Raw genomic sequence first — 25,532 nt, forward strand, 5'->3', positions numbered from 1 at the left:
TAAGATGACAAGCAAAATATTAGCCGATATTTATGGCCGGGGCTGGAAATTTCCACCAGAGTTTTCCATTGAAACTGGAGTAGCAATGGCCGAAGGCGCCGAAAATGTTCGCCAAAGTATGAAAATCCTTTTTTTAACTGAACCCGGTGAACGGATTATGCGTGAAGATTATGGCTGTGGTTTGAATGATTATATGTTTGAAAATATCAGTGATGAATTGTTGTCGAATATTCAAACCCGTATTGAAGAGCGAGTACTACGCTATGAACCCCGAGCAGAAATCACAGATATTCAAGTCAATCAGAAAACAGGCTCACCTAATACTCTACACATTCAAGTGACCTACTCCCTGAGAGGCAGCGGAATCAGTCAACAACTTGAAGGTATCCTTGAGATCGGCGAAGGCCGGATACAGGTGAGCTTATGAGCAAGCAATTAATCATTGATGGTGACAGCCTGCTATTTGAGCCGTTGTTTGGCAACCGGCAGGTCACGCTCCTGGGGCCAGCAACCATCAGAGGCAGCGGACACGCTCAAATCCAAGGCAAAAAGATCGCCATTGTGGGTGATGAAAAAAAGGTACAGCTCCAGGCGCAATATATTACTCCCAGCCACCCTATACCTGGCATGGGAATGGTCACCATTGCCCAATTAGATGCCAGCCAGCAGGTGAATTTTTGTCGCAGTCCTATCACAGTGATTGTTGCCGGGCAGCAATTTACCGCCCGTTTTACTCCGACACAGCCGGCGAAGAGTCAGGCAGGTCCAGATATCACGACACCCAGTATGGGAAAAGGCCGTTTTATTGCCAGTCAATATGCCGTCAATGCCGGATAAATAACCCTTCAAAATTCATTATTAAATAACGATCTTATTCTGTAAAAAGATATCAGAAATATATTCAAATAATAGGTGGTATAATATGGGACTCAGCGAATTAAAAAATAAACTTGCCACTATCGTACCAGAGACAGAATTTAAACTTGATGAAAGAAGTACGCTGGATATTTTAAACTGGCTACAAGAATACGCTAAAAAAATTCCTTTTGATCAAGAGAAAAAGCAGTTCTGGGATAGTTTCTATTTTATTCAGGAAAATAGTCCTGAGAAATTAGCCGATCTTTACCAAAACATTAATAAAGCAAATGGCCATTTACCAGCCCATCAAGCTTTTGTTTTAGCTTTTTTAAAACTCTTAGAAACCTCCAAAGTTTTATTTAATACTTTTCCAGCACGACATCGTGATCTTTATTACCGGGAATTATTGGGACTGAAACCGAGAAGCGCCCAGGCGGATAGCGTTGCTTTAGGCATTACTCTAAATACAGATAATGCAGAATATCTTATCCCTAAAGGAACCTTGTTTGATGCCGGGCAGGATAGCGCTGGAAATCCATTACAATATGCATCAGATACAGATTTACTGACAAACCAAGGAAAGCTGACCGATCTACGTTGGCATCGGAAAGATAACGATGGTTGGAAATCAGCAATACTATTAAGCGCTTCAGACAATATTGAATTACCTGAAAACGGTATTCGACTTTTTAGCGAAACATCCAATGATATCGAGGTTCATTCTGGTCGCTTGAGTTGGGGCAAAATAGAAACAGATATATCGTCATTAGCTAATACATTCTATTTAGGCTTTACCGATGTATTACCAGGACAAACTTTATCCCTGTACTGGCAGTTAGAAGGTTCTAGAAAACTCCCTTTATCCTGGTTTTACCTCAATAAAAACAACAATTGGAGTCCACTGGATAAGTTGATTGACGATAAAACTCGTAACCTGTTTGACCGAGGAACCTGGCGTACCTTGTTACCCCATGATGCTTCAAATCAAACCTCTCAAATGCCAAAGGGGCGGTTCTGGTTGAAAGCACAAACGCCACTAATAAGAAATCTACTGACGAAGACGAATAAGGGAAAACTGACTGATCTGTACTGGTATCGGAAAGATAATGGTAGCTGGCAATCGGCAATGCCTCTTAATTTGTCCAATGACATTAAATTACCCACAAATGGCATTCAAATTTTTAGTCCAACATCTAATGATGCCTCGGTTTTATCCGGCTACCTGATTACCACATCTTCATTTGCTATGTCGTCAGGAAAACTCATAATTAAAGCCACATTAGCAAGTAAATGGGGAGGTGATCCTGCACACATCACCGCTCAAATTAGCTCAGGAGATCACTGGCTTTCTCTGTCAGCAAAAGTTAACGATAAGATTATTGAACTTAGTTTATTATCCAGTGATGCACCTGTCACCCCCCCTGATGCCTTGGATAATATGAAGTTTAAAGAACCAGTATTAAAACTAGGCACCTTTCAGGGATCGATTTTACCTAAGATTGAGGGTATTGAAATTAGCATTGACGACAGAAGTAATGTGCTATCAATTGATCACTTCTCCGTTTATCCATTGATGCCTTTTGGCTGGGGTAATAAAGACTCCGAAGTATCTTCATTAACCAATGGAGAATTTTATTTGGGTTTTACTGGCGTATTACCAGGGGATACTTTATCCCTGTGCTGGCATTTAGAAGGCTCTAAAAAACCTGCTTTATCCTGGTCTTATTTATCTAACAACAATACCTGGGAATCATTAACTGAACCACCCCAAAGTTCATCTAACCAGGAAATCTGGAGCACTTTATTGCCGCAACAGGCATCAAACACAGCATCTCAAATGCCAAAAGGACGTTACTGGCTAAAAGCACAAATATCAATAGAAGAACAAGCAATACCAATAAAGGTAGCCAGTAAGATTGAACCTCTGGATTATCCCAAAATTAAGGGCTTGTTGTATAACGCTACAACCGCAACTTTAATCAACACAGAAACCGTCGAACAGGATCATTTTATCAACGGCTTGCCCGCCAAGAACATTAAGCAGCCGGTCAACGCATCTGTTGCAATCAATGACGTCGCTCAACCCTGGACATCCTGGAATGGTCACCCGAAAGAAGACGAACAAACCTTCCTGAAACGGGTTCCCGCCCGGCTTTCCCATCGTAACCGAGCATTGAATTGGGACGATATTGTCACATTACTAAAAGAGCAGTTTATCAGCATATTTGATGTTAAATACCCTTCTACTAATGAATTAACCAAAATACCAACGCCAGAAAATCGCCAATTAATCGTTATCCCAGGTAATCGCTACAAAGATAATGATGATTCACTACGCCCAGAATTGAATCAAGCCCGGTTGACCGAAATGGTCGAATTGTTAGATCGATTAAGCAGCCCCTGGACAACCATTGAAATTAAAAATCCCACATATGTTAACGTTCTAATCCACTATGAACTGATATTTGCCTCGGATGTTAACCCGGATTATGGCCGCCATCAGCTACAACAGGAGCTAAGTCGAAAATATATGCCATGGGAAGAAAATACTGCTATTGGCGTAACACTAGGTAATCATATTGACTACTACCAGTTATTAGCCTCGATTCAGCAATCACCTCTGGTTGAACGGGTCACCAACTTAACTTTAAAAAAAGACAACCAGCCTACCGTAAGTGAAAATATAGAAGCCACAGATGATGAAGTATTGATTTTAGTCTGGCACAAAAATCCCTAAACGAAGGAGTTAATAATGAATAATCGAGATACGCTATTTCCCATTATTAAAGACTATATTACTTTTGATACTTTACTTGCTCAAGCAAAAACCGTTATTGGACAACAATCCAATCAATGCTGGAACGATATGGAGGAAAATGATCCAGGCATCACTTTATTGGAAGCCTGTTGTTATGGTGCATCCGATTTGGCCTATCGCCACTCACTCCCTCTCAGGGATCTCCTAATTCCCAAAGAAGAAGATGAAAGGGCATCAAGTCAAGGTATTTTCCCGGGCGAATTTGGCCCACAACAAATGCTGACCTGTGGTCCAATTACCGCAGAGGATTATCGCCGGGCTTTATTAGATTTGCATAGCAACGACAAAAACGATGGTTATTTTCTCTTTAACGATGTACAGCTTATTCGTGAACCTAAAAATAAACGCTATCAATACTGGTATAACAAAGAAAAGAGAGAATACAGTTTTAAAAACCACGGATCAGATAGCGCATTAACGCTAAAAGGAAATTATTATCTTTATTTACTCCCCAGCAGGAAAACTGAAATTAATAAAATTCAAGCTGAGAAAAGCTTACAGGATTTTCTGAAAGACAATCGCAATTTGGGAGAGTCAGTTAGTAATATTATTTGGTTAAAACCGGTCAATCTACCGTTGAAAATTGATATTCAACTTGATAATGACGTCAAAGATATCGCTGACATCTTTGCCCAAACTTATATGACAACGGAACGAGCGATTGCAGAGAAACCGCTACGTTATACCATCCAAGAGATGAAAGAAATGGGTTTCAGTCATGAAGAAATTTTTGATGGACCTTATTTGCATCACGGCTGGATACCCGAACTCCCTCCGGTTAAAGACTATAACGGCGCTATGGTATTAAATCTAAGCCCTCTAGTTAACCAATTATTAGCAATCAAAGGCGTTCAAAGCGTTACCCGATTCACGTTAGATGATAATAATGAAAAAATTTCTAAGTTACCAAATGATAATTGGTCCTGGGAAATCGATCATGGATACTATCCCAGACTATGGGGCAGCGATCCATTAGAGTTAATTACCTCACAATCAAGCCCAATCATCATTACCGCCAAGGGAGGGATTAAAGCCAACGTAACTAAACAACAGGTAGAAGAAAAAATAATTTCAGAACCTCTGATTAATACACAGCCTGAACTATTAAATTGGGGAAAGCATCGTAAAGTCCTGGATTACTACCCGATAAGCAATAAGTTACCCGCCTGCTATGGATTACAGGCCAAAAAACCTACGCCACAGCAAGTACAATTGCACCAATTTATGCTCCCTTTTGAACAGATGTTGGCTAACGGCTGCGCTGAACTTGCCCTCTTACCGAAACTCCTGGCTTTTAAACAACGGGGGGAGACCGTATATGGTGTGCAATGGCCTTTTAAAGCGGGTACAGTCAGTTACAACGTTCATCAACAGATCATCTCTGACTTAACCGCAAAACTAAATTACGATTCACAAATCTATATTAATGATGATATTCAGAGGCCCAACTATATAAAAGAACTGGAAATCTTAGATCATCTGTTGGGTTATTTTGGCGCTCAACTTGCCGCCAGACCACTTACCCTTGATTTTCAGGATTTTCTGGACACCCAACGTGGTTATTTAGCCCAACAACCGGAATTGACCTACCAACGTAATAATATCCGGATTGATAAAATATCGGCACTACAAAAACGGATTGCTGCCCGGTTAGGTTTAGGCGGGGAATGTTTCAGTGACACGCCTGATCTGGCTAATTTGCCTTTCTATTTAATTGAACACCGCCAATTACTACCGGCAAAACCCGATATCCAATTCAATACTAAGCAAAAACCTGATTCTCTGGTGATTGAAGATGATCAGTTAAGAATCACCCAAAAAGGTACAGCAGGCCGCTTATTACAAGGCCAGGTGATTAACCTGATTATCATTGAAGGTGACAGAGAATTTACTTTGCGGGGGCAAATGATCACCGAGGTGGCAGGAGAGACATTCTCCCTTAGCACACGCAATAGTTCGGATCTAGAACACAATCTGGAAAGAGTGCTGGTGGCATCTAAGCAAGACAAACTGTTCTGGCAAAACAGCCCAGTGTGGCTGGAAGATATGGATTATCAATTGGTGTATGCCGATGCCACATATCAAAATGCTACCGAAGATGAACATTGGATCACCTCCAGCACCCAAAGCCCTTTCCCTGCCATGATTGAAGAAAATGACGAAATCACGCTGAAATATGTCATTACCCCATCAGGGCCATCCACAAGCACATTAGCCCGTGCAGTTCGTGCTGAAAAGAAATCCGAATATGAACTTAAAGCACGCGTCGTTAAATTTGATCGCATTCAAGGCAAGATATTAATTAGACGCAATCAAGACTCACGGGATAATTTTCCACCCGAGACAGAAGCATGGCGCTATCGCTGGTATTTCTCCAGCGAAAAATATGCCCTGGCCGATCGCTTCTCATTTGTGGTTAGCGTGGTAGTGAATCGCCTGTTAATTGAGAGTAACAACGTTGACCCTTACAAACTAGAAACCTGGGTAAAAACAGAGATTCTCTCTGAATTTCCCGCACATATTTCGATGATTATTCACTGGTTGTCACCAGAACATTTCATGAACTTTGCCAGCACTTATAAACGCTGGCAAAACAATGATGCGCCTTTAGGGGACGAGGCATACCATATTTTAGAGACTTTAACCCTGGGAAGATCACCTTCCGCTGCAACCGGTATTGGCAGTATGCGAATTGCCACCGAACAGCAGCGTATTGAGGTCATTGGTGAATTGGGCGATCAATGGAATGAAGAAGTAATAAAAGATAATCAGCTATTATATGTTCCTTATACTAAAACGGTAGTATTGGTAAATATTGACTTCAATAAAGAGAATAATAAAGAAACGACTGTTTCAGAACTTCTGTATCAACCGGTAGATAATAAAGGAAAATTGGTATTTTTAACTGATAACAGTCAAATAGGCCCTGAATATGCCGTATTGAAATCAGATAATGCATGGACAGATTACCACATCAAAGTGAAAAAGAATAAAAATGGGGTTATTACCGATGAAATATTGCATATTAAAGGAAGAAAGAAAGTCGGAATTAATTTATCGTGGACAGCAATGAATTTATATGATCTTGATACAGATAGTCGCTGGTCATTCTATTATGGATTTGTATTAGACGATAGCCAAGATCTTTCTGGTGCATTATTCCACACCGAAGAGCCCCTTATTTTATCACTAAATTACATATCTGCCTCTAATGACCTTAAAGGAGAAGCGAATACAAAATTTGGTTTTTATTTCTCCTATGATGGAAAAAAACTTTAACAATATAAAATAAGCATCTCGTTTATTCACACATCAAAACATTTCAAGAATCTCTCTATTATTTTAATCTCTCTTAGTATAATAGCCCACATAATATAAGGTGATAAGCATGGAAAAGAAATATAATCTGAAAAATTCCGGAGATAATCTGGAAAATGCCAATATTAAATCACAAGGGCCTTCAGTCGGTGATTTAAAAAACCGTTTTAAAGAAGGCAGTATTCCATTACAGACCGATTATGCCGATTTGATTAATATTGCTGACATTGGGCGTAAAGCTTGTGGTCAGGCACCGCAACAAAATGGGCCAGGAGAAGGATTGAAACTGGCTGATGACGGTACGCTTAATCTAAAAATGGGTATACTTTCCAGCCAAAACTTTTCTCCATTAATATTAGAAAAAGATATTTTATCTGTAGACCTTGGTAGCGGTTTGATTAATAAAGCCAATGGAATATGTGTTGGTCAAGGTAATGGTATTGTTGTCAATAATGACAATGTGGATGTCAAAGCCAATAATGGTATCAATGTTGATACTAATGGTGTCTCTGTAAAATCAAGAAATTCCACGATTAAAGTCGAATCTACGGGGATATCAGTAGGTATTGGTTGGGGAGTAAAAATAGGTGGTGAAGGATTAGATATTAAGGCCAGTAGTGGCATTAGCGTCGATAATAATGGTGTTTCAGTCAAAGCCGGTAACGGTATTACGGTGAATTCAGACGGTGTTAGTATTGATCCCAATAAAATACTCCCCAAAGGAATGATTGTGATGTTTTCTGGTAGTAATGCTCCTACCGGATGGGCTTTTTGTGATGGTAACAGCGGAACCCCAGACTTAAGAAGCCGTTTTGTCATGTGCGGTGAAACTATTTCTGAAACAGGGAAAAGCAGTAATAAAGCCAGTGGAAATGGGGGTGGAAAAAACTTTTCCAGAAATACAACATCAACTGTGGTTTCGGTCAATGTTACCGTGCAAAGTACGACATTAACAGAATCACAAATACCCAAGCATAAACACATTGAGAGCATGCCCTATTATAACACTCGAGGATTCGCATATGATTATACGACTATAGGAAAAACTGGCTACAAAATAGACAACTCAGATAACGGATATATATGGACAAAATCATATGGGACAAACTCATCTGGGTCAGACTATCATCCACACACATCAGAAACAGGAGGTGGACAAGGACATAATCATGATGCAACAGCATCATCTCCTTCACATACTCACAGTATTGATGTAGTTCCACCTTATTATATTTTAGCTTTTATTATGAAACTCTAACTTCATCCCATACAGAAAGACTTAAATTATCTATTTTTTACTCATTACCAAGGATATATTGATATGACTTCGGAGCCAAATCTGTTAAATCGGATTACCATCACTATTGAAGCTAATAATCAACAGGTGGCTAAGAAAGTATTGCATGGTTCCCTGCTTAATCAATCAAATATAAACAGACTAATTAATTCATATTTCAATCAACATGACATTAATCAGAATATATATTTAGAAACACTATCTATAAATCTTGGAGAAATAAACTTATATGAATTTAATTCACTGTTTCCTGTTCAGCTCAATGCTGCTTTAAGTAAGGCATTGAGCCAATATCAGATAAATAATCAGGAGGAAAATATCCTTTCAGAAGGGTCCAGATCTCAAAAAATTACCGGTAATCTTCCTTTATTACACGATAATAATCCAAATAATGTTGATGATTTTATCCATTATTTACATCAAAAAGATTCCACATTAAATCCAATGGAGAAAATGAAGAATAGTAAAATTGCAGATATCAATATTAAACAACTCATTAATCAATTAACACAGGTACAAAACAAATGGACACTATTATTGGTAAAAAGCTGTTTATCTGAACACAGCCTGCAAAAACTTCTGGCTATCAGGCAACCGGCTTTATTAACCGCCATTAATGGTAAATTAACGGAAAAAACAACCAAATCACAATATCAGGAGGAGCTTGTCTCCTCCGAACAACTGATATTCAATGCACTGGGATATATACAGCGGCATAACATACAGGAAATACCCAAACCCGATGCTAAAATTATCTCACTCATCACAGCTGAATTAAATAGTAGCAAACTTAACGCAGAACCTGTTATTACGCTATTTCGCCAGTCTATAGCCCACAATACCCCATTAAATGGTTGGCTAAAGCAACTCTGGCAAATAGCCCCTATTCTACAACTCTGTAAAAAACATCTATCAATTGAGGAATACCGATATCTATCGGAACGCTTTATTCCAAATAATATAGATAAAAATGGCTCTGATATTGAATCAGCAAATCGGCAAATATTTTCAACACTGGATAATACATCCGTTACAGGAGAAGATAATCTCAACCCATTCCGACCTAATAACAAGCCACACTTTGAGCCGATTCTATTACCTGAACAAGCCCTGCCACGTCAGGTAAGTAATGCGGGGATATTGGTTCTTTGGCCAATACTACCCGCCTTGTTTAATCGGCTTGGTTTGCTTGAAAAACAAAAAGTTATCCATCGTCAAGCCCAGTTCAGCGCAGTTGATCTCCTTGATTATCTAATTTGGGGAACCGAAGAAATACAGACAGAACGAAAAACACTAAATTACGTTCTGTGTGGGCTAACGGCCAATGAAGATACGGAATCACTCTCTATTGAACCAGAAAAGCAGTTAATAACAGAACAATGGCTGGATGCTATTATTCGTCAACTTCCCAGTTGGAAAAAGTTAAGCCGCAATGATGCCCGCCAGTTATTTTTACAACGACCGGGTGAATTACTGGTCGATGAGCAGGAAATCAAAATCACGATACAGCCTCAGCCATTTGATGCACTGTTAGCCGATTGGCCCTGGCCTCTCAATATCGCCAAACTTCCCTGGTTGGATCGCCCTTTACGGATCGACTGGCAAAACATTTAAAAGGTTTATATGAATTTCCCACTAACAAATAACCACGATATGGTAGCAGAATTAAACTGGATTTATCCCCATCTGGAACGTATCGATCTGCTATTACAACGTTACTACTACCAAAAAAGAGACTGGTTCGATTCCTTACCGGAGAGTTTCTTACTGACCGAAGACGAAGTGGATCAACGTTTAGCGGAACCACAGGGAATTCCTCATTGGCTAAAAAAGAATAATATCGTTGGCAATGCAGAAACAGAAGGTAATTCTACCTCCGGTGCATTATCACTGTTAATCGAACGTTTTGAACTCACGGAATTTGAGCGCGATGCTTTACTATTGGGTCTGCTACCTCATTTTGACAACCGTTATCATGCACTGTTTGCTGTTCTGCACGGCAACAGTAAAAAACAGTGGCCCAGTTTTGCTTTAGCGATTGAATTATTTAGCCAACGCCAAAGTGATTGGCAATTACTGCAAAACAGCTTTTTACCGCAAACACCGTTAATTAGTCACCATTTATTACGACTCAATAACCAAGAGGAGCCCATTTGGCTACAAACGCAATTTTTAACCCACAATGCAGTCTGGCATTTTTTATCAGGTCAGCGAATCGTTTTACCTCCCTTGATAACTTGTGCTTATTGGTGTCACCCCGCCCCACACACTCGGTATCCGCCAACCCTTTATCATTCTCTTGAAAAGATATTGTTAAATGAAACGGACGAAATACGCCCGCTGTTGATACTCAGAGGAAAACAGGACAGTGCCAGAGAGCTGGCAGTGAGTAATATTATGTCGTTTCATGGCATCAATACCTTAACCCTTGATTTAGCCCGTCTGCCAGACGAAGAGAATACCGCCACAATATCTGACCTGCTAACAGGCGTAATAAGGGAAACCCGGCTACACGATGCCTGCTTATTAATTCGCAACTTTTCTTTGCTGGCAGAGGAAAAGAAAATATTGCACAGCGAATTATCCACCCTGTTGAATCAACCAAAATTGAGAGTGGTTTGCCTGGCAGAACCGAGAGATTCATTAATATGGATTAAACATCTACCAATGGTGCAAATTGAGATGCCGGTGGCAACTCTGGCGGATAAGCAAGCCATGCTGAAAGAAAATCTGCCGGATAATATCGTTCAGAAAATGAATATCACTCAGTTATATCAGCGTTTTTCATTTACACCGGAAACATTACCGCTAATTATTACAGAAGCTTATCAATACCAGGCCCTGCGACAACCGGAAGGCCAATTAGAAGAAGCGGACTTACGTAAGGCATTAAGTTTTCGTGCTCAACAGAATTTCGGCAAATTGGCTCAACGAATAACCCCCAAACGCAGTTTTAATGACTTAGTGATTTCAGATGCATTAACTCAACAGTTAAAAGAAATCATTGCCGCCATTAATTATCGAAATCAAATATTAGACGCAGGCTTTCAGGAGAAAATAGGTTATGACACCGGTATTAGCGCCCTATTTTATGGTGAATCAGGGACCGGAAAAACGATGGCCGCAGAAGTAATTGCCGGGCATCTTGGGGTTGATTTGATTAAGGTAGATCTTTCCACCGTGGTGAATAAATACATCGGTGAAACTGAAAAAAACATCTCCCGGATTTTCGATCTCGCCGAAGCTGACTCTGGCGTATTGTTTTTCGATGAAGCCGATGCTTTATTTGGCAAACGCAGTGAAACCAAAGATGCTCAGGACAGACATGCCAATATTGAAGTTTCTTATTTATTACAACGACTGGAAAATTATCCCGGACTGGTGATCTTAGCCACTAATAATCGCAACCATTTGGATAGCGCTTTTAACCGCCGTTTTACCTTTATTACCCGTTTCACTTATCCCGATGAAGTCTTACGCAAAGAGATGTGGCAAGCAATCTGGCCTGAGCAACTTAATTTATCAAATGAACTTGATTTCGATTATTTAACTAAACAAGCCGATCTAACCGGAGCGAATATCAGAAACATTGCCTTATTATCATCAATGTTAGCGGCGGATGATAATGGTGAAAGAATTGAAAATAAACATATAGAACGGGCAGTTATCCTTGAATTGAATAAAACTGGCCGGTTGGTTTTTTAAATATTAAATAAAATTGGAGTTAATATGACAAATATAATTGATCCTGACAATGCTATTATTGCAGTTAATAACGCATTAAATGAGATCTTATCTCAGCGTTTAAGCATCTCTGGTCAGGAAATTGATATCCGCTTTGATCTGCCAGAAGTAAACTCAATCCCATCAGCGCCGACAGTAAGTATATTTCTCTATGATATACACGAAGATCTGCAATTACGTTCTGCGGAATCAAGGCTTTATAACCCTGCAACCAGCACATTATTACCAGGGTGGGTAAATATTAACTATAACTATTTAATTACTTATTGGCATTCGAGTAACCCAAGAGGCGGAGATAATCCTGACAGTAAGCCAGATAACCAAGCTGCACACGTCATGACAGCTATTTTAAATGCATTAATTAACAACCGACAATTACCTGATATTTCTGGTGCCTACACCAGAGTAATACCACCGCAAGAAAGTCTAAATAGCCTGGGTAACTTTTGGCAAGCGCTCGGCAACCGCCCTCGCCTTTCTTTATTATATTCAATTACCGCACCGGTAAAACTGCAAAATATTGAAGATGCTATAAAACCCATTAGCGATATTTCTACTTTTGTGGATCAAAAATCAAATCTGGATAATTCACAAATAAACCAGGCTCTGGCAGATAAATTATATGCCGATTTAGGCGGAACAAAAGAGGTACATCTTGCCCTTACCAAAGTCAATCTGGCAACCCAATTCACTACGGAAAACAATGAAGATCAGGAAAATAAAAACGTTATTCTTGAAGTTTCTGGCATTACCACTTCAATTTATTTACCCAAAATAAAAAGTGTTCTCTCAGGATGGAAAAGTAATCAAAGTACCGTTGTTAAGGTAAATGGAATAGGCATTATTGTTTACGAAGAAAACTCCAATAAGTTAATGGGAATTTAAAATTTGCTATTTATATAAAGAGAGTATTTAATGAGAATAACTACCTATACATTAATATTTCTTCACTAAAATGTTTCATTAATATATTAAAATATTTTTAACTTAATTTTCTTTATCTCTAAAAAAACTAAATGACAATAGGAAATTGAACTATATATTATTTATTCCCAATCTATCTCTTACCGAAGATTAACAGGTGATAATATGGAATATGAGTACGATAAAACAGACGATAGGAAAAGAAAACACTCAACACAGTGGGCAGATTATGAAGAAAAATCATTTGTGCCGACATTAGACTTATCTCAAAGTCGTCAACATAATCCATCACGCGACGCTTTAAATAGGGCAGATAACAATGAAACATCTCCATTACTCCATAATCTCATCACCAGTGATAATTTACGCAAAGAGGCGGCTGTCTTTGCCAAGCGGATTGGTTCCTCTTATCAGAGAATTCTGGATGGGCTTCACCGTATCCATACTCTTAATGGGAATGAGCAGTTAACCGCAGGCTTCGAACTGCATCAACGTATTACCCGTTACCTTAAGACACATCCTGACTCCAAACGTAATACTTCCCTGAGAAGAATGCAGACGCAACTGGAGGATCTAATGTTTACCGGTACTTTACAGATGGTACGTCGTCCTTTGCTGGAGATGGCGGAAAGCCGCCCTAATATGGCATCACGGATCTATCAGATTGCCTGTAACGAGACCCGAGGTAACACGCCTGGGCTGACCGATCTGATGGTGCGATGGGTAAAAGAAGATCCTTATCTTGCGGCCACGACAGGCTATCAGGGAGAAATCCCCGACGATCTGCCTTTTGAGCCTAAATTCCATGTAGAGTTGGGCGCTCAGTTTGATGATTTCAAAAAATGGCTGAACATAGCCCAGAGCCAAGGGTTACTGACTCATGCCCGGCTTGATGAACCGAGTAAACGGGTTCATCTCGGTTACAGCTATAATGAACTGCTGGATATGACCGGAGTTGAAAGTGTGCAAATGGCGGTTTATTTCCTCAAAGAAGCGGCCAAACAGGCCGATCCGGGATTTGCTGGCTCACAAGAAGCCATTTTACTTAACCGTTTTGCTAATCCTGCCTATCTGGCACAACTGGAACAAGGCAGACTGTCGCAAATAGAAGCGATCTATCATAGTTCCCATAACACTGATGTGGCAGCCTGGGACAAGCAATTTGACGCCGATGCGTTGATACAATTGAACCACCGGTTGAATGGCAGTACTGATTTGGACAGCCAATTATCGCTGCTACTCAAAAATCGCCAGGGGTTGTTGATCGGTGAAAGTCACGGTTCGGATCTGAACGGATTACGTTTTGTCAATGAGCAGATGGATGCATTGAAAGCGCATGGCGTATCCGTCATTGGTCTGGAGCATCTGCGCTCAGATTTGTCTCAACCGTTGATAGATAACTTCCTAGCAAGCGGAGATATGTCAGCTGAATTGGCGGCAATGATTAAGACCAAACATTTGGATCCTGCCTTATTTGAACAAGCCAGAATTAAGAGCATGAAAATCATTGCATTGGATGACAACAGCACGACACGCCCTGTCGTGGCAGGCACACAACATGGCCTGATGTATCGAGCCGGCGCAGCAAATAATGTGGCGGTTGAACGTTTGCAACAATTGCCTGTGGGAGAGAAGTTCGTTGCCATTTATGGTAACGCTCACCTGCAATCCCATGAAGGTATTGACCATTTTATACCCGGCATGACTCATCGTCTTGGCTTGCCCGCTCTCAAAGTGGATGCCAATAATCATTTTGTGGCTCAGGCAGATGATACTAGCCAGCGTAAGCGTTATGACGATGTAGCCAATGTGCCGCGCATTCAGTTAATACCACAAGCAAAGCTACTTTAATAACCGACTAATTACCAACCATTAACGGTGATAATATGGTATACGAATACGATAAGACGAACGATAGGAAAAGAAAACGCTCAACACAGTTGGCAGATTCTGAAGAGGAATTATTTATTCAGGTATTAGATTTGCCTCAAAGCAGTCAGAATAATCCGTCACGCGATGTTTTAAATATGGAAGACCAGCATGAAACACCAAAGGATTTTATTGACAGAACAGGTCGTGGGAAACTATTCCGTGCAATTCGTATGATGGCCTCGGACAAGCGGGAGCCAATCACGGAAAATCAAGTTATTGTGCCTCCGGATGGTGATCTGTTTACAGAATTAAAAGATAAACATCAAGATAGAGCTGATGAATATAAAAAACTAAAAAAATGGCCAGAATATGCTTTAATCAAGGCAACTGCCCCTACCGCTAATACCCCAATTGCCCAACATATCTCTGGTGATAATGTGTTAAGCGCCTATATCTCTACAGGTGATGCAAAAGGAGCCGCACAGAATACCGTAATGAACTGGAATGGGATTGGACCGGTTTCAGAAAGAAGGAAAAGACCAGAAAAAACATGGTCTCCAATCATAGAGATTGATGTAAGCAAATTGCCCGATACCACTAAAATCTTCGATTTAAATAAACCAGATAGTACTTTCTTTGATGCCATGAATAGCAATATTGCTCAAAACGCCTTTGCAGATAAAGAAGTGCTGATTTCACCAGAAATACCAGGCAATGCTATCGTACGCGTCATTAACGATCCGGAGGAGATAAAACAACTTGCTGATCTTAATCCAAGCCATTCTCCCATAGCGAAAAAAAGTGCTATCCCTGAAGAAAAAATCATCTTTGGTGAGAAAACATCTTCTTCTATATATGATAGCGATGCCACTATATCGTCAGAGTTACCTGTTTTTCAAAAACGCAAGAAACCGAGAAACATAAGAACGCGTACGGATAGTTAAGATGTGTAACGCAGAATTTCTGATTCTTTTCATAGGTGATAATATGCCAAAAAATAAATATAGTGATAATACCAATCATTCAAAAAGTAGAGAGAAAAAATTTTTAGCCCAACCGGAGAACTCTATTGAAGAGGATGAGGAAGAGATAGACAACGACACATTAGAACGGCAACTATCCTTACTGAATAAAGGAAACAAACAATTTATCGATTCCACCAAACGACGCTTTGGTAAGATAAATTTAGATCAGCCCAGCAAAGAGCTGAAAACTGTGCGTAACGCCTTCAATAAAATAGTCAAACAACCTGATGAAAAGCACGTATTGAAACTTGAAGAAGCTTTATCTCATTGGCAACAGTATGACCCCAATGAGTTTGCTAAACGCAGTGAACTGGTAAAAAACCTGCGTTCTGAGATGAGTAAGCTGATCTCACACCGTCAAGCTCAGAGAGCCAAATCTGCTGGGATCCTAGGTATCACAGTAGCACCTCAACATGTTAAGCAATTTAATCCAAAAGTATTGTTCGACGGGTTTGGGCGCGTAGTGGGCCTGAAAGAAGATATAACACAAGACGAAATTTCTAACCTTACTCATTCGAAAATCAAGTCATTAACCCAAACTAACTCTACTGCGGAGCGAGAAGCCCCCAAAACCGAAAGTGAAAGTATCATAGCTTTTGTTACTCGACTGGAAGAAGCAGCTACTCCTGAAACTAGACCCTTAATTGAGAGAGCTAAGGAACTTTGGTTCACTGGAAAGGTGACAGAAAAGACTATCAAAAAACTATTTGAAGATGCAGTCACTCAACTGCATGCATATCCAGAGCTACAATCTCTGGCACAGCAGTTACACACAGATGCCAGTAAAAAAAAGACTACCGGACAATATATCGATAGCCTGTTTGGTCGCCGTTTTGATTCCGAACTGGCACATGAAATGGTGAAAGCCCCTTCAGAAAATGCGAAGAAGACCTCCAGACAGACAGGACAATTTCTGATACAAGAATTTGAACAGTTTATGCATAAATTGTTTCCTAATACAGCCGACAGTGAACGGCATGATGACCGCATTACAGCTAAAATGGCCTCTTTTGCTAAAGACATTAAGAAGGATATTCGCCCCTGGTTTAGCCAAGTACCTGAATTAACCGCATTCCTGGATGAGCCAACCTTTGCTAACTTCAAGGCTATGATGACCAAGGTGAATGATGGATTTGATGTAATCAAAGTGCCATTTCTCGCAGTAAAAATGGCGATCAGTCAAGATATGGGAATGGGTCAGGCTTCGTGGAAAACAGAAGGTGATCGTTTCTATATGCAGGAGGTTACCAAGACCCGTTCAACCGGTACCCAGCTCACCGCAGGAACTGATCTTGCACACAAAGTTAAGCTGATCGAACAACAGACTGATGATTATGGTACTGCTCTGCCCTATCAGCCTGCGGGTGACAAATATGACAACTTCGGGTATGGCCGGAAGGTCGCTGCGGGCCGCATCCTGACTCCTGGACAAGAAACTGAATTCGAACGTAACGCTCTGGCACAAGGCCATTCTGTTGTGACAGGAGCATCTGGCTCAACCAATATCATGGTTCATCTCAATAACTATATTGCTAGTAAGGATCCCTCTTTCTCGGCAGATCAGGGATATCTTAATACTTTAGCGTTTCTGGTGTTTGACGGTGGTCACTCTGTCAACGAGAGTCTGGCCGTTTATAAAGCATTGCAAGTAAAAGGTGATGAACGTAAGCAGGTACTGCAAAGCTACACCGCCAATTATACGGACTTAATCGATATCGCAGGGGAAGCAAGCGAAAAATGGGTGAAACCAGCACTGGATAACGCCTTTAAGAAAACCCAGGAACTTTATCGGAAGATTAAAAAACATGAAACCTAAGTCATGAATATGCTAAACAAATATCATATCGAAATAAAACCTAAATCTGATAGATTCAATTAATGCTAAAACATTTATCGCCAAGGATATGAAAATTATTGAATATATTATAAATAACAGTTTCAATAAAAAACAATTGGAATTAATCACATCCTTAAAAACTCAAACCATTATTATAGCTGGAATATACAAATAATTACTTCAATTATTCCAGAGACAAAAAAATTATTTTCAACCATCCTAATTATTTATCAAAGAATAAATATCAATTATTAACAGAAGATTAAATTAGAATTAATAATATAGAACGCGAATACAGTAAAAAAACAAAATCAATCCCATATAACTTTTTTATCATAAATAGTTGGTATGAAATATGAAAAAATATGAAATGTTAACATTAAGGCGAGATCTCGAATCACTAGGTTATAAAAAAAAGAACAACCCATTCTTATGGGAACAAAATAAGGATACTGTTCATGAAAGTCTTTCCAATGAGTTCCCTAACAATCGAAGGAACCAGAACCATCTTAATGATTTAGCAGAGTATTGCTGGTTAGTTTATCGTAAAGCCCTTTTATCAAAGGGGCCTATGTTAATTGGTCGAGCTAATGATCTTTGGCAAGAAAAATGGCTTAAGCCACTTGGACTTGGTAAAGGAATAAATGAGAATTTATGGAACAAAAATGCCCACGGAAATATGCTGGTAATAGACAAATGGTCTGGTGTAATTAATGATTGTTGGGTGCTTGGTGGTATTCATAGACATGCAGATTTTCATCTAATGTCAACAGCAGCCCCTGCTAATTTATGGAATCACGAAGAGGGCTACCATGTAGTTACAGCGAGAGAAATATTAGGTCTTCTCAATTTTGGATATCAAAGAGAAAAACGAGGTGGACAAGTGATTTATACATGTAAGAATTATTCTTCCGCCGATAGAGCGAGTCTTCTTCCCTATAATGTTTTAATGAAAAAGGCAATAGGACAGGGACCTTCTTCAATTACAAAGCTTATTTCTGAACAAGTGACAGGTTTTAACGAGGAAATTAAAACGTTCGATTATTCTAGCTTAAAACATATATAGATAAGAGATTTATTGAATAAAATGAGCTTGTAAAAATAGATTGTGTTATTAACCCGAATTCTGGATAAGAAATTGACATGAAGCCTGTTCCAGGAGCAGTGTTTTGGTGCATGCCGAAACAGCTCCGGGGAGGAACAGGCTATGGACAACTTAGTTGAAATTTTCTGTGATGTCGATGATTTTTGCCGTTTTCATCCAGTACCGTCGCCGATTTAAACGTTGATGAATATAAAAAACAGTTAAGAGGGGAAAAAAGTGTCTATGTCAATGTGTACTCTGATGCCCTGAAAAGAGTCTATGAAGACCCATTATTAGGGCCTGAACATGTCGCCCATATCGCTATCCATGAGTTGTCTCATGGTGTCTTGCATACTCAAGAATAAGTATATTGGGGTTCTGTCCAGTCCAGGATTGCACGACTTAACTGATTTGCTCAGTATTTTGATGCCACCGGCAAATGAGCAAGATAAAACAGAGAAACAACGCCGTGCCACTGGCTCAAGAAAAGCGCTGGAAAATGCAGATTCATTTACCCTATCAGCACGATATTTGTATTACACCGCACAAGATCCCGATTTTTTGTTATCTCTCCACAAGGAGTACACCGAGTTCAATAACAAAAAAATTGATCGATTGATTATCAGTCCCCCCAAATGGACCAGAGCACAGTAATTCCATTAGCTAAACCGTATGGTTGCCGACCCCGCCGGGCACTATTCACGACCCGATGTAACCTGTCTTCTTTTAGATAAGACCCGACGTCTGCCCGCTATCATCAAAGAAACCGAATGGTGTGACAGCGAAGTTTGTACTGAGAAGGAAACGATCAATACACAGTAGAAGAAAGATCTGATGATATCAATACCAAGCAGAAACAAATAAAATAATTTTATAAATTCATTTTCAGCCGCGCAGTAGTCATTCAGTTACACCAGTCCCTGTAATACGCGGCTGAAATACGTTGGATCATACCACATCAGATACTTGTTTCTTAGTACCGTCTTCTTTAACGCCTGTTTTTTCATCCCGCCTCCCCTGTCCATTTGTATCTGACTAATTATAAAGAATTTATTAACCCATCCCATCATTTCAATCATCAGATAAATCGCTAAAACTAACCTGAGTCCTACCTGCTGTTCACTCAATATGGAGGCTTCATTAAGACGCCTATCATAAAAAATAATAAATAAATACTTATATATAATTAAACAAATTAATAATTTCCACTTACATTAATTAGTATTTTACATTAATTGACTTTGATTATAATTGACCAACTTGATTAATGTGATTTTAAGGTTATGGGTAATATTTAATTATCAATAGTAATCAATATAAATCAGATCAATGTGGTAGTGATTCAGTTAATGCTGATAATCATCCCCATTCATCCTTCCATTAATTTGGTAAATGCAGTGAAACAAAATTGTAAAAAACATATGACAACATTGTAGTTTTTATTTTTCATCTATAAATATAATCAACTAGGAGGATTATATGTCACATTCCGATTATGATATTGAAAATACCAATAGTAATGCACCCTATGCAAAAGGAGAAAATAACAGCATTTTATCTCCAATAGCAGAATCTTCATCCTGGAATCAACGACATCCTGATCAAGAAGAAACAGAACATGCTGTAGTCCAGGGAAAATATTGGGAATACCAACGTAATAGTAATGAAAATTGCAAAGATAATAAATGTAATAAGAATAGCGATGAGGTATTTGTCTCTCTATTGAAGGGTAATCAGAATTACCCAACCTGGATCACATCCGATATTAAATCAACGAGTCTATACATAGTTGAAAATCTATCTTCTTATCGTCAATATTCACCTGAATTCCAAAAATCTCTAAAAGAAAAGTTGAGCATAGTTTTTGACAACTATTCCGAAATAAAATATTCTGATTTACTGCATACAATAAATAACATCCTCAATCTTATTTTTATAAAAGATTACAAAAAGACAGATAGCGATGCAGCAATAAATACTCTACTGGCAAAGATGGAGATTCTTAACAAACTAAAAAATCTGCATAAAGATGAAGTCGCCACAGATAAAATCAAAATAGATGTATGGGACGAATTAGGTATCAACCCCGAAGAACCCCTACTGAAAATATATCGTGAGGCATTTTCTACAGGCGATATCGATGATGAAATCTATTCAGATGCACTGCTGACTTTTATGTCAGATGGCAATATAGAGTTAAGTGATAAAGAAAAGTCAGATTATAACCAACGAATTAAAGATAAAGAAGATCTTTTTAATTCGTATAAACAAGGCATTGAAAAGGTAACGAAGCTAATCACCTCAACTAATATTAATCCAGGCATACCCATTACTGACTCGGAAATTAATCAAGGTATTAATATTGGCGATGATATATTATTAGCCCAATTAGCCAAAGAAGAGATAACACTAAAAAACCAAAATCGCACCGAATATAGCCAGAAAGATATTTTTGAACTGCAAACACTACAAGCAGCTAAATATCATTTATTAGTTTTATCTTCATTAGGCGCCCTGCTTTATCAAATTGCACCTAAAGTAGGAAAAATGACTAAAGGTCATGGTGATTATCGCGATATTATTTTCGCCCAAAATCAGGCCAAGTTATTATTTAAAAAACATAATATTCAATATGATACTGATCATGTTCTTACCCAGGAATCAAAACATATTGATATGGAAGGCTGTATTATTTTAACAGCAGCAATCATTTATCGAATGAGAAAAGAAAATGCTAATGTGGAACAGGCATTTAATTACTCCACATTAGAAACAATAAAATTATTTGAAAATGACAAGATAAAACTTACCCCTTTCAATAAAAAAAATGTAAAGCCGGCAGGATACTTTTCTTTTATCGATTTCAAAAAGAGAGATAAATTTGATTCACAATACAATTTTAATGAGCAATTTAATGTTTATAAAAACAAATACAGTCATTATGAATCCATTTCACTCAGTAAATTAATATTCTCATCTCCTGCTGCGCAATTAACTGTCGAAGAAATTGTTAACCCACCAGAAGAAGCTTTTCTCTATTCAGTCGAACAGAGTATGGGAAATGTCGCCATGATAAAAATGTATCAAGGTAATTGGCTGGTTGTCTCAACAATACAAGGAGGAATAAAAGCAAAAAAATATACCCAACAGCAGGTTGATAGCCATCCCACCTTACGTGCCATGTCTAGACCCCATGCCTTATTTTTAACTGAGCTAAAAATGGAGATAGGCATGGGCATATTAATGCCAAATATGATGGTCAATACCGGGAAAAGGCTTTTTCCGATTGGCTATGAGCGTTCTAACACGCTGATTGGCTTTTCAGAAACAAGCAGATATAAGCATTCTTACGATGCATTTTGGAATGATTATTATGGTATAACGTCAGGAATGAATGTAGGAATTAGTTTCACCGGTTCACCTAAATTTAATTTTTATAAAGAAGATAACTTACTTTCTGTTACCGCAACAATAATACAGCAAGGTTTAAACGATATTGCAATAAAAAGTAAACAAGCGCTGGATATTACCTCTGGGTGGCATATAGCAGCAACTATTCTTATTCCTTTCTACAATGTTATCTATAAATCAACAACCGATAGTGAATATCAATTAACGGGAGAAGATATTGGTTCAATTATCTTTGATACAGCAAATGTGCTGTTAGTTGTTGCCACCTTAGGCATGTCACTGACTGAATCAATGGCTGCAAAAGTAACACAAACCACATTGCGCCTCAGACAAGCCGGCCTGTCCGGGAGAGCGTTAATTCAAGCAGTCATCAGAACATTACCAGAACATGGCATAATCACCCTACGTCAATCTTCCAGCATTCTGCTCGGTGGATTAATCGATTTAATCGAACCTTTACCAATCAGATCAACACTGACCTTAACTTACCGGGGAGTAATCAGCGCAGTAGGGGCAATGAGAAATAGTATTAAACTTGAGAAAAGTTTCGCTGATATTTTTGGCAAAAGCGTTAAAGGATTAGGTAAACTTAAAGATGAATGGAAAATCAGTCATCTTCCACTCGACGGAATAGCATCTCATTCAAATGAAGGAATATATAAAGGGATCTATTCAATACGCCCTGCTAATGTAGAAGCAGCCGCAAAACAAAACTACTATATAAAGGAATCTGGCGCTAATTATCAAGTCAAATGGGATGAAGCAAATCATACTTGGCGTGTCGTCAACCCTGCCTACCCCGAACAATTTAGTTACTGGCCTGCGGTTAAATTAGATAAAAATGGGCATTGGATTACTCATGCCGATGTATCTAATAAATTTCTTATTCTGGAGCAAAGTAAAAGAATAACTCAGGAACTTGAGGCAGCACACAGTAATATTAATAACGATAAGATATTGGATGCATTTATTCATATCAATACCGCATTCAAAAATTGTGAAAAATATGATATCGATAAACTCTCAGATATTACTGACACATTAACACATTTTTTCGAAAAATCGCTAAAACTTGGAGATAAGACAGTTCTACTCAGCACAGAGATAGTAGATATCCAGCAGGCTTGGATCCGTAAAGTTATCTTACCATTACAAAACAATCCGAGTATTTCGATTGAAAAAATTAATGCTATCAAAACCGAACTTCCTTATTTACTAAAAGAAATATTTTCCTTCGAAAATCAAATACCCAACCAAGCAGAGATAAATAGAATTGCCCTTGCCATCGAGGAAATACCGTTCACATCGATGCCAAAATATACTTCGGGCAATATCTCAAAAACGGCTCAATATACATCAATAGAGAGTAACCGTGTTGATATTCCTCCTGTGGGGATCACAATAACAGGTAATCAACTATTTATTAATCAAGTCACTCATGCACTAAACGAAATAGACCAAATACCCTCTGGAAATATTGTTATTCAAGAACTTGAAAAACAGGGTTTAAATATACAGCCTCCAACAATGAGTGCCATTGTACGCGAAAAAGATGGGCAATTTTATGCCAGAAACAGCACCGGTAGCAGTATCGCCTTTGATCCAGATAATCATCTGATTGGTATGGAAGAAAAAATTACCGAGGAACCTTGGCGTTCTCGTGAACCTGCGATTGCTTTATATCATGAGATGCTACATATCTATTATAATCGTTACCCAACATGGTTTACTTCTATCGATAATAAAATGATTGATAAGAAAATCAGTGGTGGTTTTTCTACACTGGAAGAATCACGTATTGTGGGAACAAAATATTACGTTAACGATGAAAATACGTTATTTGATTTCAGTAATTCTGATTATTTATTGGAGAATAATTCAGCCCTGTTAACGGAAAATAGATTCAGAGCAGAACATGCCATATTTAAAGGCAAAAATGAATACATTATCCGACCTTATTCTGGCAAGGGCGATAATCAAATTCCGCTGACAAACATCAAAATAAACATAAATGAATCACACCGAAATGTCATGGGCGTTGGTGATGGAAAACCTGAAAAAATGCCCGATGAGTCGGCAACTGATTACCGAAACAGAGTGAGAGAATGGAGGAAAGCCAATAAGAAACCAGAAACAGATATTGGAACGGGTGATATTAGAAAAACAAAAGCGGCAACCAGGATTAAACATTTACAAAAAAGCTATCCTCAATTAGAGCCACAAAGAATTGAGTTGGGTGGTGCATTCCAATTATGGACAGTACCGAATGAGCCTACCAATAAATTGATGCTAAGTTCACACGGATATTTTTTCTCTGATAGTGCAGCGACACAAGTCCCGGCAGGGAAAACGATCCAGTTTCTTGGCCCCCACAATAAGACATTATTGGAAGCACCAGAAAACCCATTGAATTCTCCCTTTGATGTTACATTGGGTAATAGCGGCTTGACGGTACAACCTTATGCAACAATTAAAGCAGGCAACACAGCAAGTCTGGCTAATGTAAAAATAGGCGATAAAACTTTTACCGTAAACGATATTCAAAATATGGCTGCCAATGATGTTGAAAACTATCTGCTTGCTACCGGAGTAGAAGCTAATAGATCAAATCATGGCAAGGTAAGAAATTATGGTATCAAATATTACGAAAGAATGCCTGATGAAGAAGTTAAGGCGGCAATATGGAAAAACAGAGCAAACGATACGGCAATCATTAAATATGATGCACTCGTGGTTAGCCCTGAAGCAGGAAACCGTAAAAAACTGTCTGATATTTTTGCCCTGATGAAAACAGACGAAAGGATGGCAAAGTATGACGAAATAACCTTTGTCGCCTGTCGTGAAGAGCTTAATAGAATGAACATGAAATCAGTACATGACACCGGCCTTGGCGGCGGTTATGAACCCAAGCTGGAACCAACGGTTACTATGTCACGCCGGCGACGAGAGGCGGCACTCACTCCCGATGGCGCAATAATCTATTCTGTTATTACGGTAAATTTGCACCATAATCTCACAACAGAAAAAATCGTCGGTATAGCACCTTTCTTATTTATAGATAATTAAAACGTACCTTTATATCATCTGAAATACCAAACTAAGGCGGGGAGCCCCTCCCCACCTTATTTATACCAAATAGACAATATTACCGGTTTACCTACCAGCAGACTGATATGTCACTGACATCTCTTTTCTAAAGGACTCATATACAACCCTAAAGAACCTTAAACACCTTTATGAGACTCATATGACGCTCTTAAAATCTCCCCTGCATATCAAGTTTTGGTAAAATAAGAGGTATAATAAAATCCCTTAACTAGAAAATCCAAATTTAGGAGGTGTGT

17 protein-coding genes are annotated in these 25,532 nt (G+C 38.8%); 16 read left to right on the forward strand and 1 reads right to left on the reverse strand.

What is annotated here, in order from left to right; genetic code table 11:
* Positions 1-4 precede the first annotated feature (4 nt).
* The 15 genes from LGZ99_RS04790 to LGZ99_RS04860 all read left to right on the forward strand — a co-directional run bounded on the left by LGZ99_RS04790 (position 5) and on the right by LGZ99_RS04860 (position 19,599).
* Positions 5-427 (forward strand): GPW/gp25 family protein, encoded by a 423-nt coding sequence (locus tag LGZ99_RS04790; protein WP_036837164.1) that lies wholly within the window; start codon positions 5-7, stop codon positions 425-427.
* Complete coding sequence (locus tag LGZ99_RS04795; protein ID WP_036837163.1) at positions 424-837, forward strand: contractile injection system spike tip protein; 414 nt, start codon at positions 424-426, stop codon at positions 835-837. Before LGZ99_RS04790 ends, LGZ99_RS04795 begins: the two co-directional genes overlap by 4 nt.
* An 85-nt stretch (positions 838-922) precedes the next feature.
* Complete coding sequence (locus LGZ99_RS04800; protein ID WP_051769153.1) at positions 923-3,595, forward strand: baseplate J/gp47 family protein; 2,673 nt, start codon at positions 923-925, stop codon at positions 3,593-3,595.
* A 15-nt stretch (positions 3,596-3,610) separates the two neighbouring features.
* Positions 3,611-6,955 (forward strand): baseplate wedge protein, encoded by a 3,345-nt coding sequence (locus LGZ99_RS04805; RefSeq protein ID WP_036837162.1) that lies wholly within the window; start codon positions 3,611-3,613, stop codon positions 6,953-6,955.
* 109 nt (positions 6,956-7,064) lie between these two features.
* Positions 7,065-8,252, forward strand: a complete 1,188-nt coding sequence (locus LGZ99_RS04810) for a tail fiber protein (protein WP_036837161.1) — start codon at positions 7,065-7,067, stop codon at positions 8,250-8,252.
* Between the two features lie 63 nt (positions 8,253-8,315).
* Complete coding sequence (locus tag LGZ99_RS04815) at positions 8,316-9,905, forward strand: contractile injection system tape measure protein (RefSeq protein ID WP_036837160.1); 1,590 nt, start codon at positions 8,316-8,318, stop codon at positions 9,903-9,905.
* A 9-nt stretch (positions 9,906-9,914) separates the two neighbouring features.
* Positions 9,915-11,996 carry an ATP-binding protein gene (locus tag LGZ99_RS04820; RefSeq protein WP_036837159.1) on the forward strand — a complete coding sequence of 694 codons (2,082 nt, stop codon included), beginning with the start codon at positions 9,915-9,917 and terminating at the stop codon, positions 11,994-11,996.
* Between the two features lie 24 nt (positions 11,997-12,020).
* Positions 12,021-12,920, forward strand: coding sequence for a Pvc16 family protein (locus LGZ99_RS04825; RefSeq protein WP_036837158.1), 900 nt, complete (start codon positions 12,021-12,023; stop codon positions 12,918-12,920).
* A 204-nt stretch (positions 12,921-13,124) separates the two neighbouring features.
* Complete coding sequence (locus tag LGZ99_RS04830) at positions 13,125-14,810, forward strand: membrane-targeted effector domain-containing toxin (protein ID WP_036837156.1); 1,686 nt, start codon at positions 13,125-13,127, stop codon at positions 14,808-14,810.
* Positions 14,811-14,845: 35 nt separating this feature from the next.
* Complete coding sequence (locus tag LGZ99_RS04835; protein WP_036837154.1) at positions 14,846-15,775, forward strand: hypothetical protein; 930 nt, start codon at positions 14,846-14,848, stop codon at positions 15,773-15,775.
* Positions 15,776-15,818: 43 nt separating this feature from the next.
* Positions 15,819-17,672, forward strand: coding sequence for an RTX toxin (locus LGZ99_RS04840; RefSeq protein WP_152552698.1), 1,854 nt, complete (start codon positions 15,819-15,821; stop codon positions 17,670-17,672).
* A gap of 376 nt (positions 17,673-18,048) precedes the next feature.
* Positions 18,049-18,759: a hypothetical protein gene (locus tag LGZ99_RS04845; protein WP_023046450.1), complete on the forward strand. Its 711-nt coding sequence runs from the start codon at positions 18,049-18,051 to the stop codon at positions 18,757-18,759.
* Positions 18,760-18,941: 182 nt separating this feature from the next.
* Entirely contained in the window at positions 18,942-19,142 is a 201-nt protein-coding gene (locus LGZ99_RS04850; RefSeq protein WP_152552697.1) for a hypothetical protein, read from the forward strand.
* 61 nt (positions 19,143-19,203) lie between these two features.
* Positions 19,204-19,431 (forward strand): hypothetical protein, encoded by a 228-nt coding sequence (locus LGZ99_RS04855; protein ID WP_152552696.1) that lies wholly within the window; start codon positions 19,204-19,206, stop codon positions 19,429-19,431.
* Positions 19,432-19,449: 18 nt separating this feature from the next.
* Positions 19,450-19,599, forward strand: coding sequence for a hypothetical protein (locus tag LGZ99_RS04860; RefSeq protein WP_200862502.1), 150 nt, complete (start codon positions 19,450-19,452; stop codon positions 19,597-19,599).
* 86 nt (positions 19,600-19,685) lie between these two features.
* Here the strand turns inward: LGZ99_RS04860 and LGZ99_RS04865 are convergent, their stop codons facing one another.
* Positions 19,686-19,904, reverse strand: coding sequence for a hypothetical protein (locus LGZ99_RS04865; RefSeq protein ID WP_023046448.1), 219 nt, complete (start codon positions 19,902-19,904; stop codon positions 19,686-19,688).
* A 352-nt stretch (positions 19,905-20,256) separates the two neighbouring features.
* Here LGZ99_RS04865 and LGZ99_RS04870 point away from each other — a divergent pair, with 352 nt between their 5' ends.
* Positions 20,257-25,254: a putative adhesin gene (locus LGZ99_RS04870; RefSeq protein WP_081858258.1), complete on the forward strand. Its 4,998-nt coding sequence runs from the start codon at positions 20,257-20,259 to the stop codon at positions 25,252-25,254.
* The last annotated feature ends 278 nt before the right edge of the window (positions 25,255-25,532 follow it).

Source organism: Photorhabdus temperata, assembly GCF_025384845.1.
GTDB classification, from domain to species: Bacteria; Pseudomonadota; Gammaproteobacteria; order Enterobacterales; family Enterobacteriaceae; genus Photorhabdus; species Photorhabdus temperata.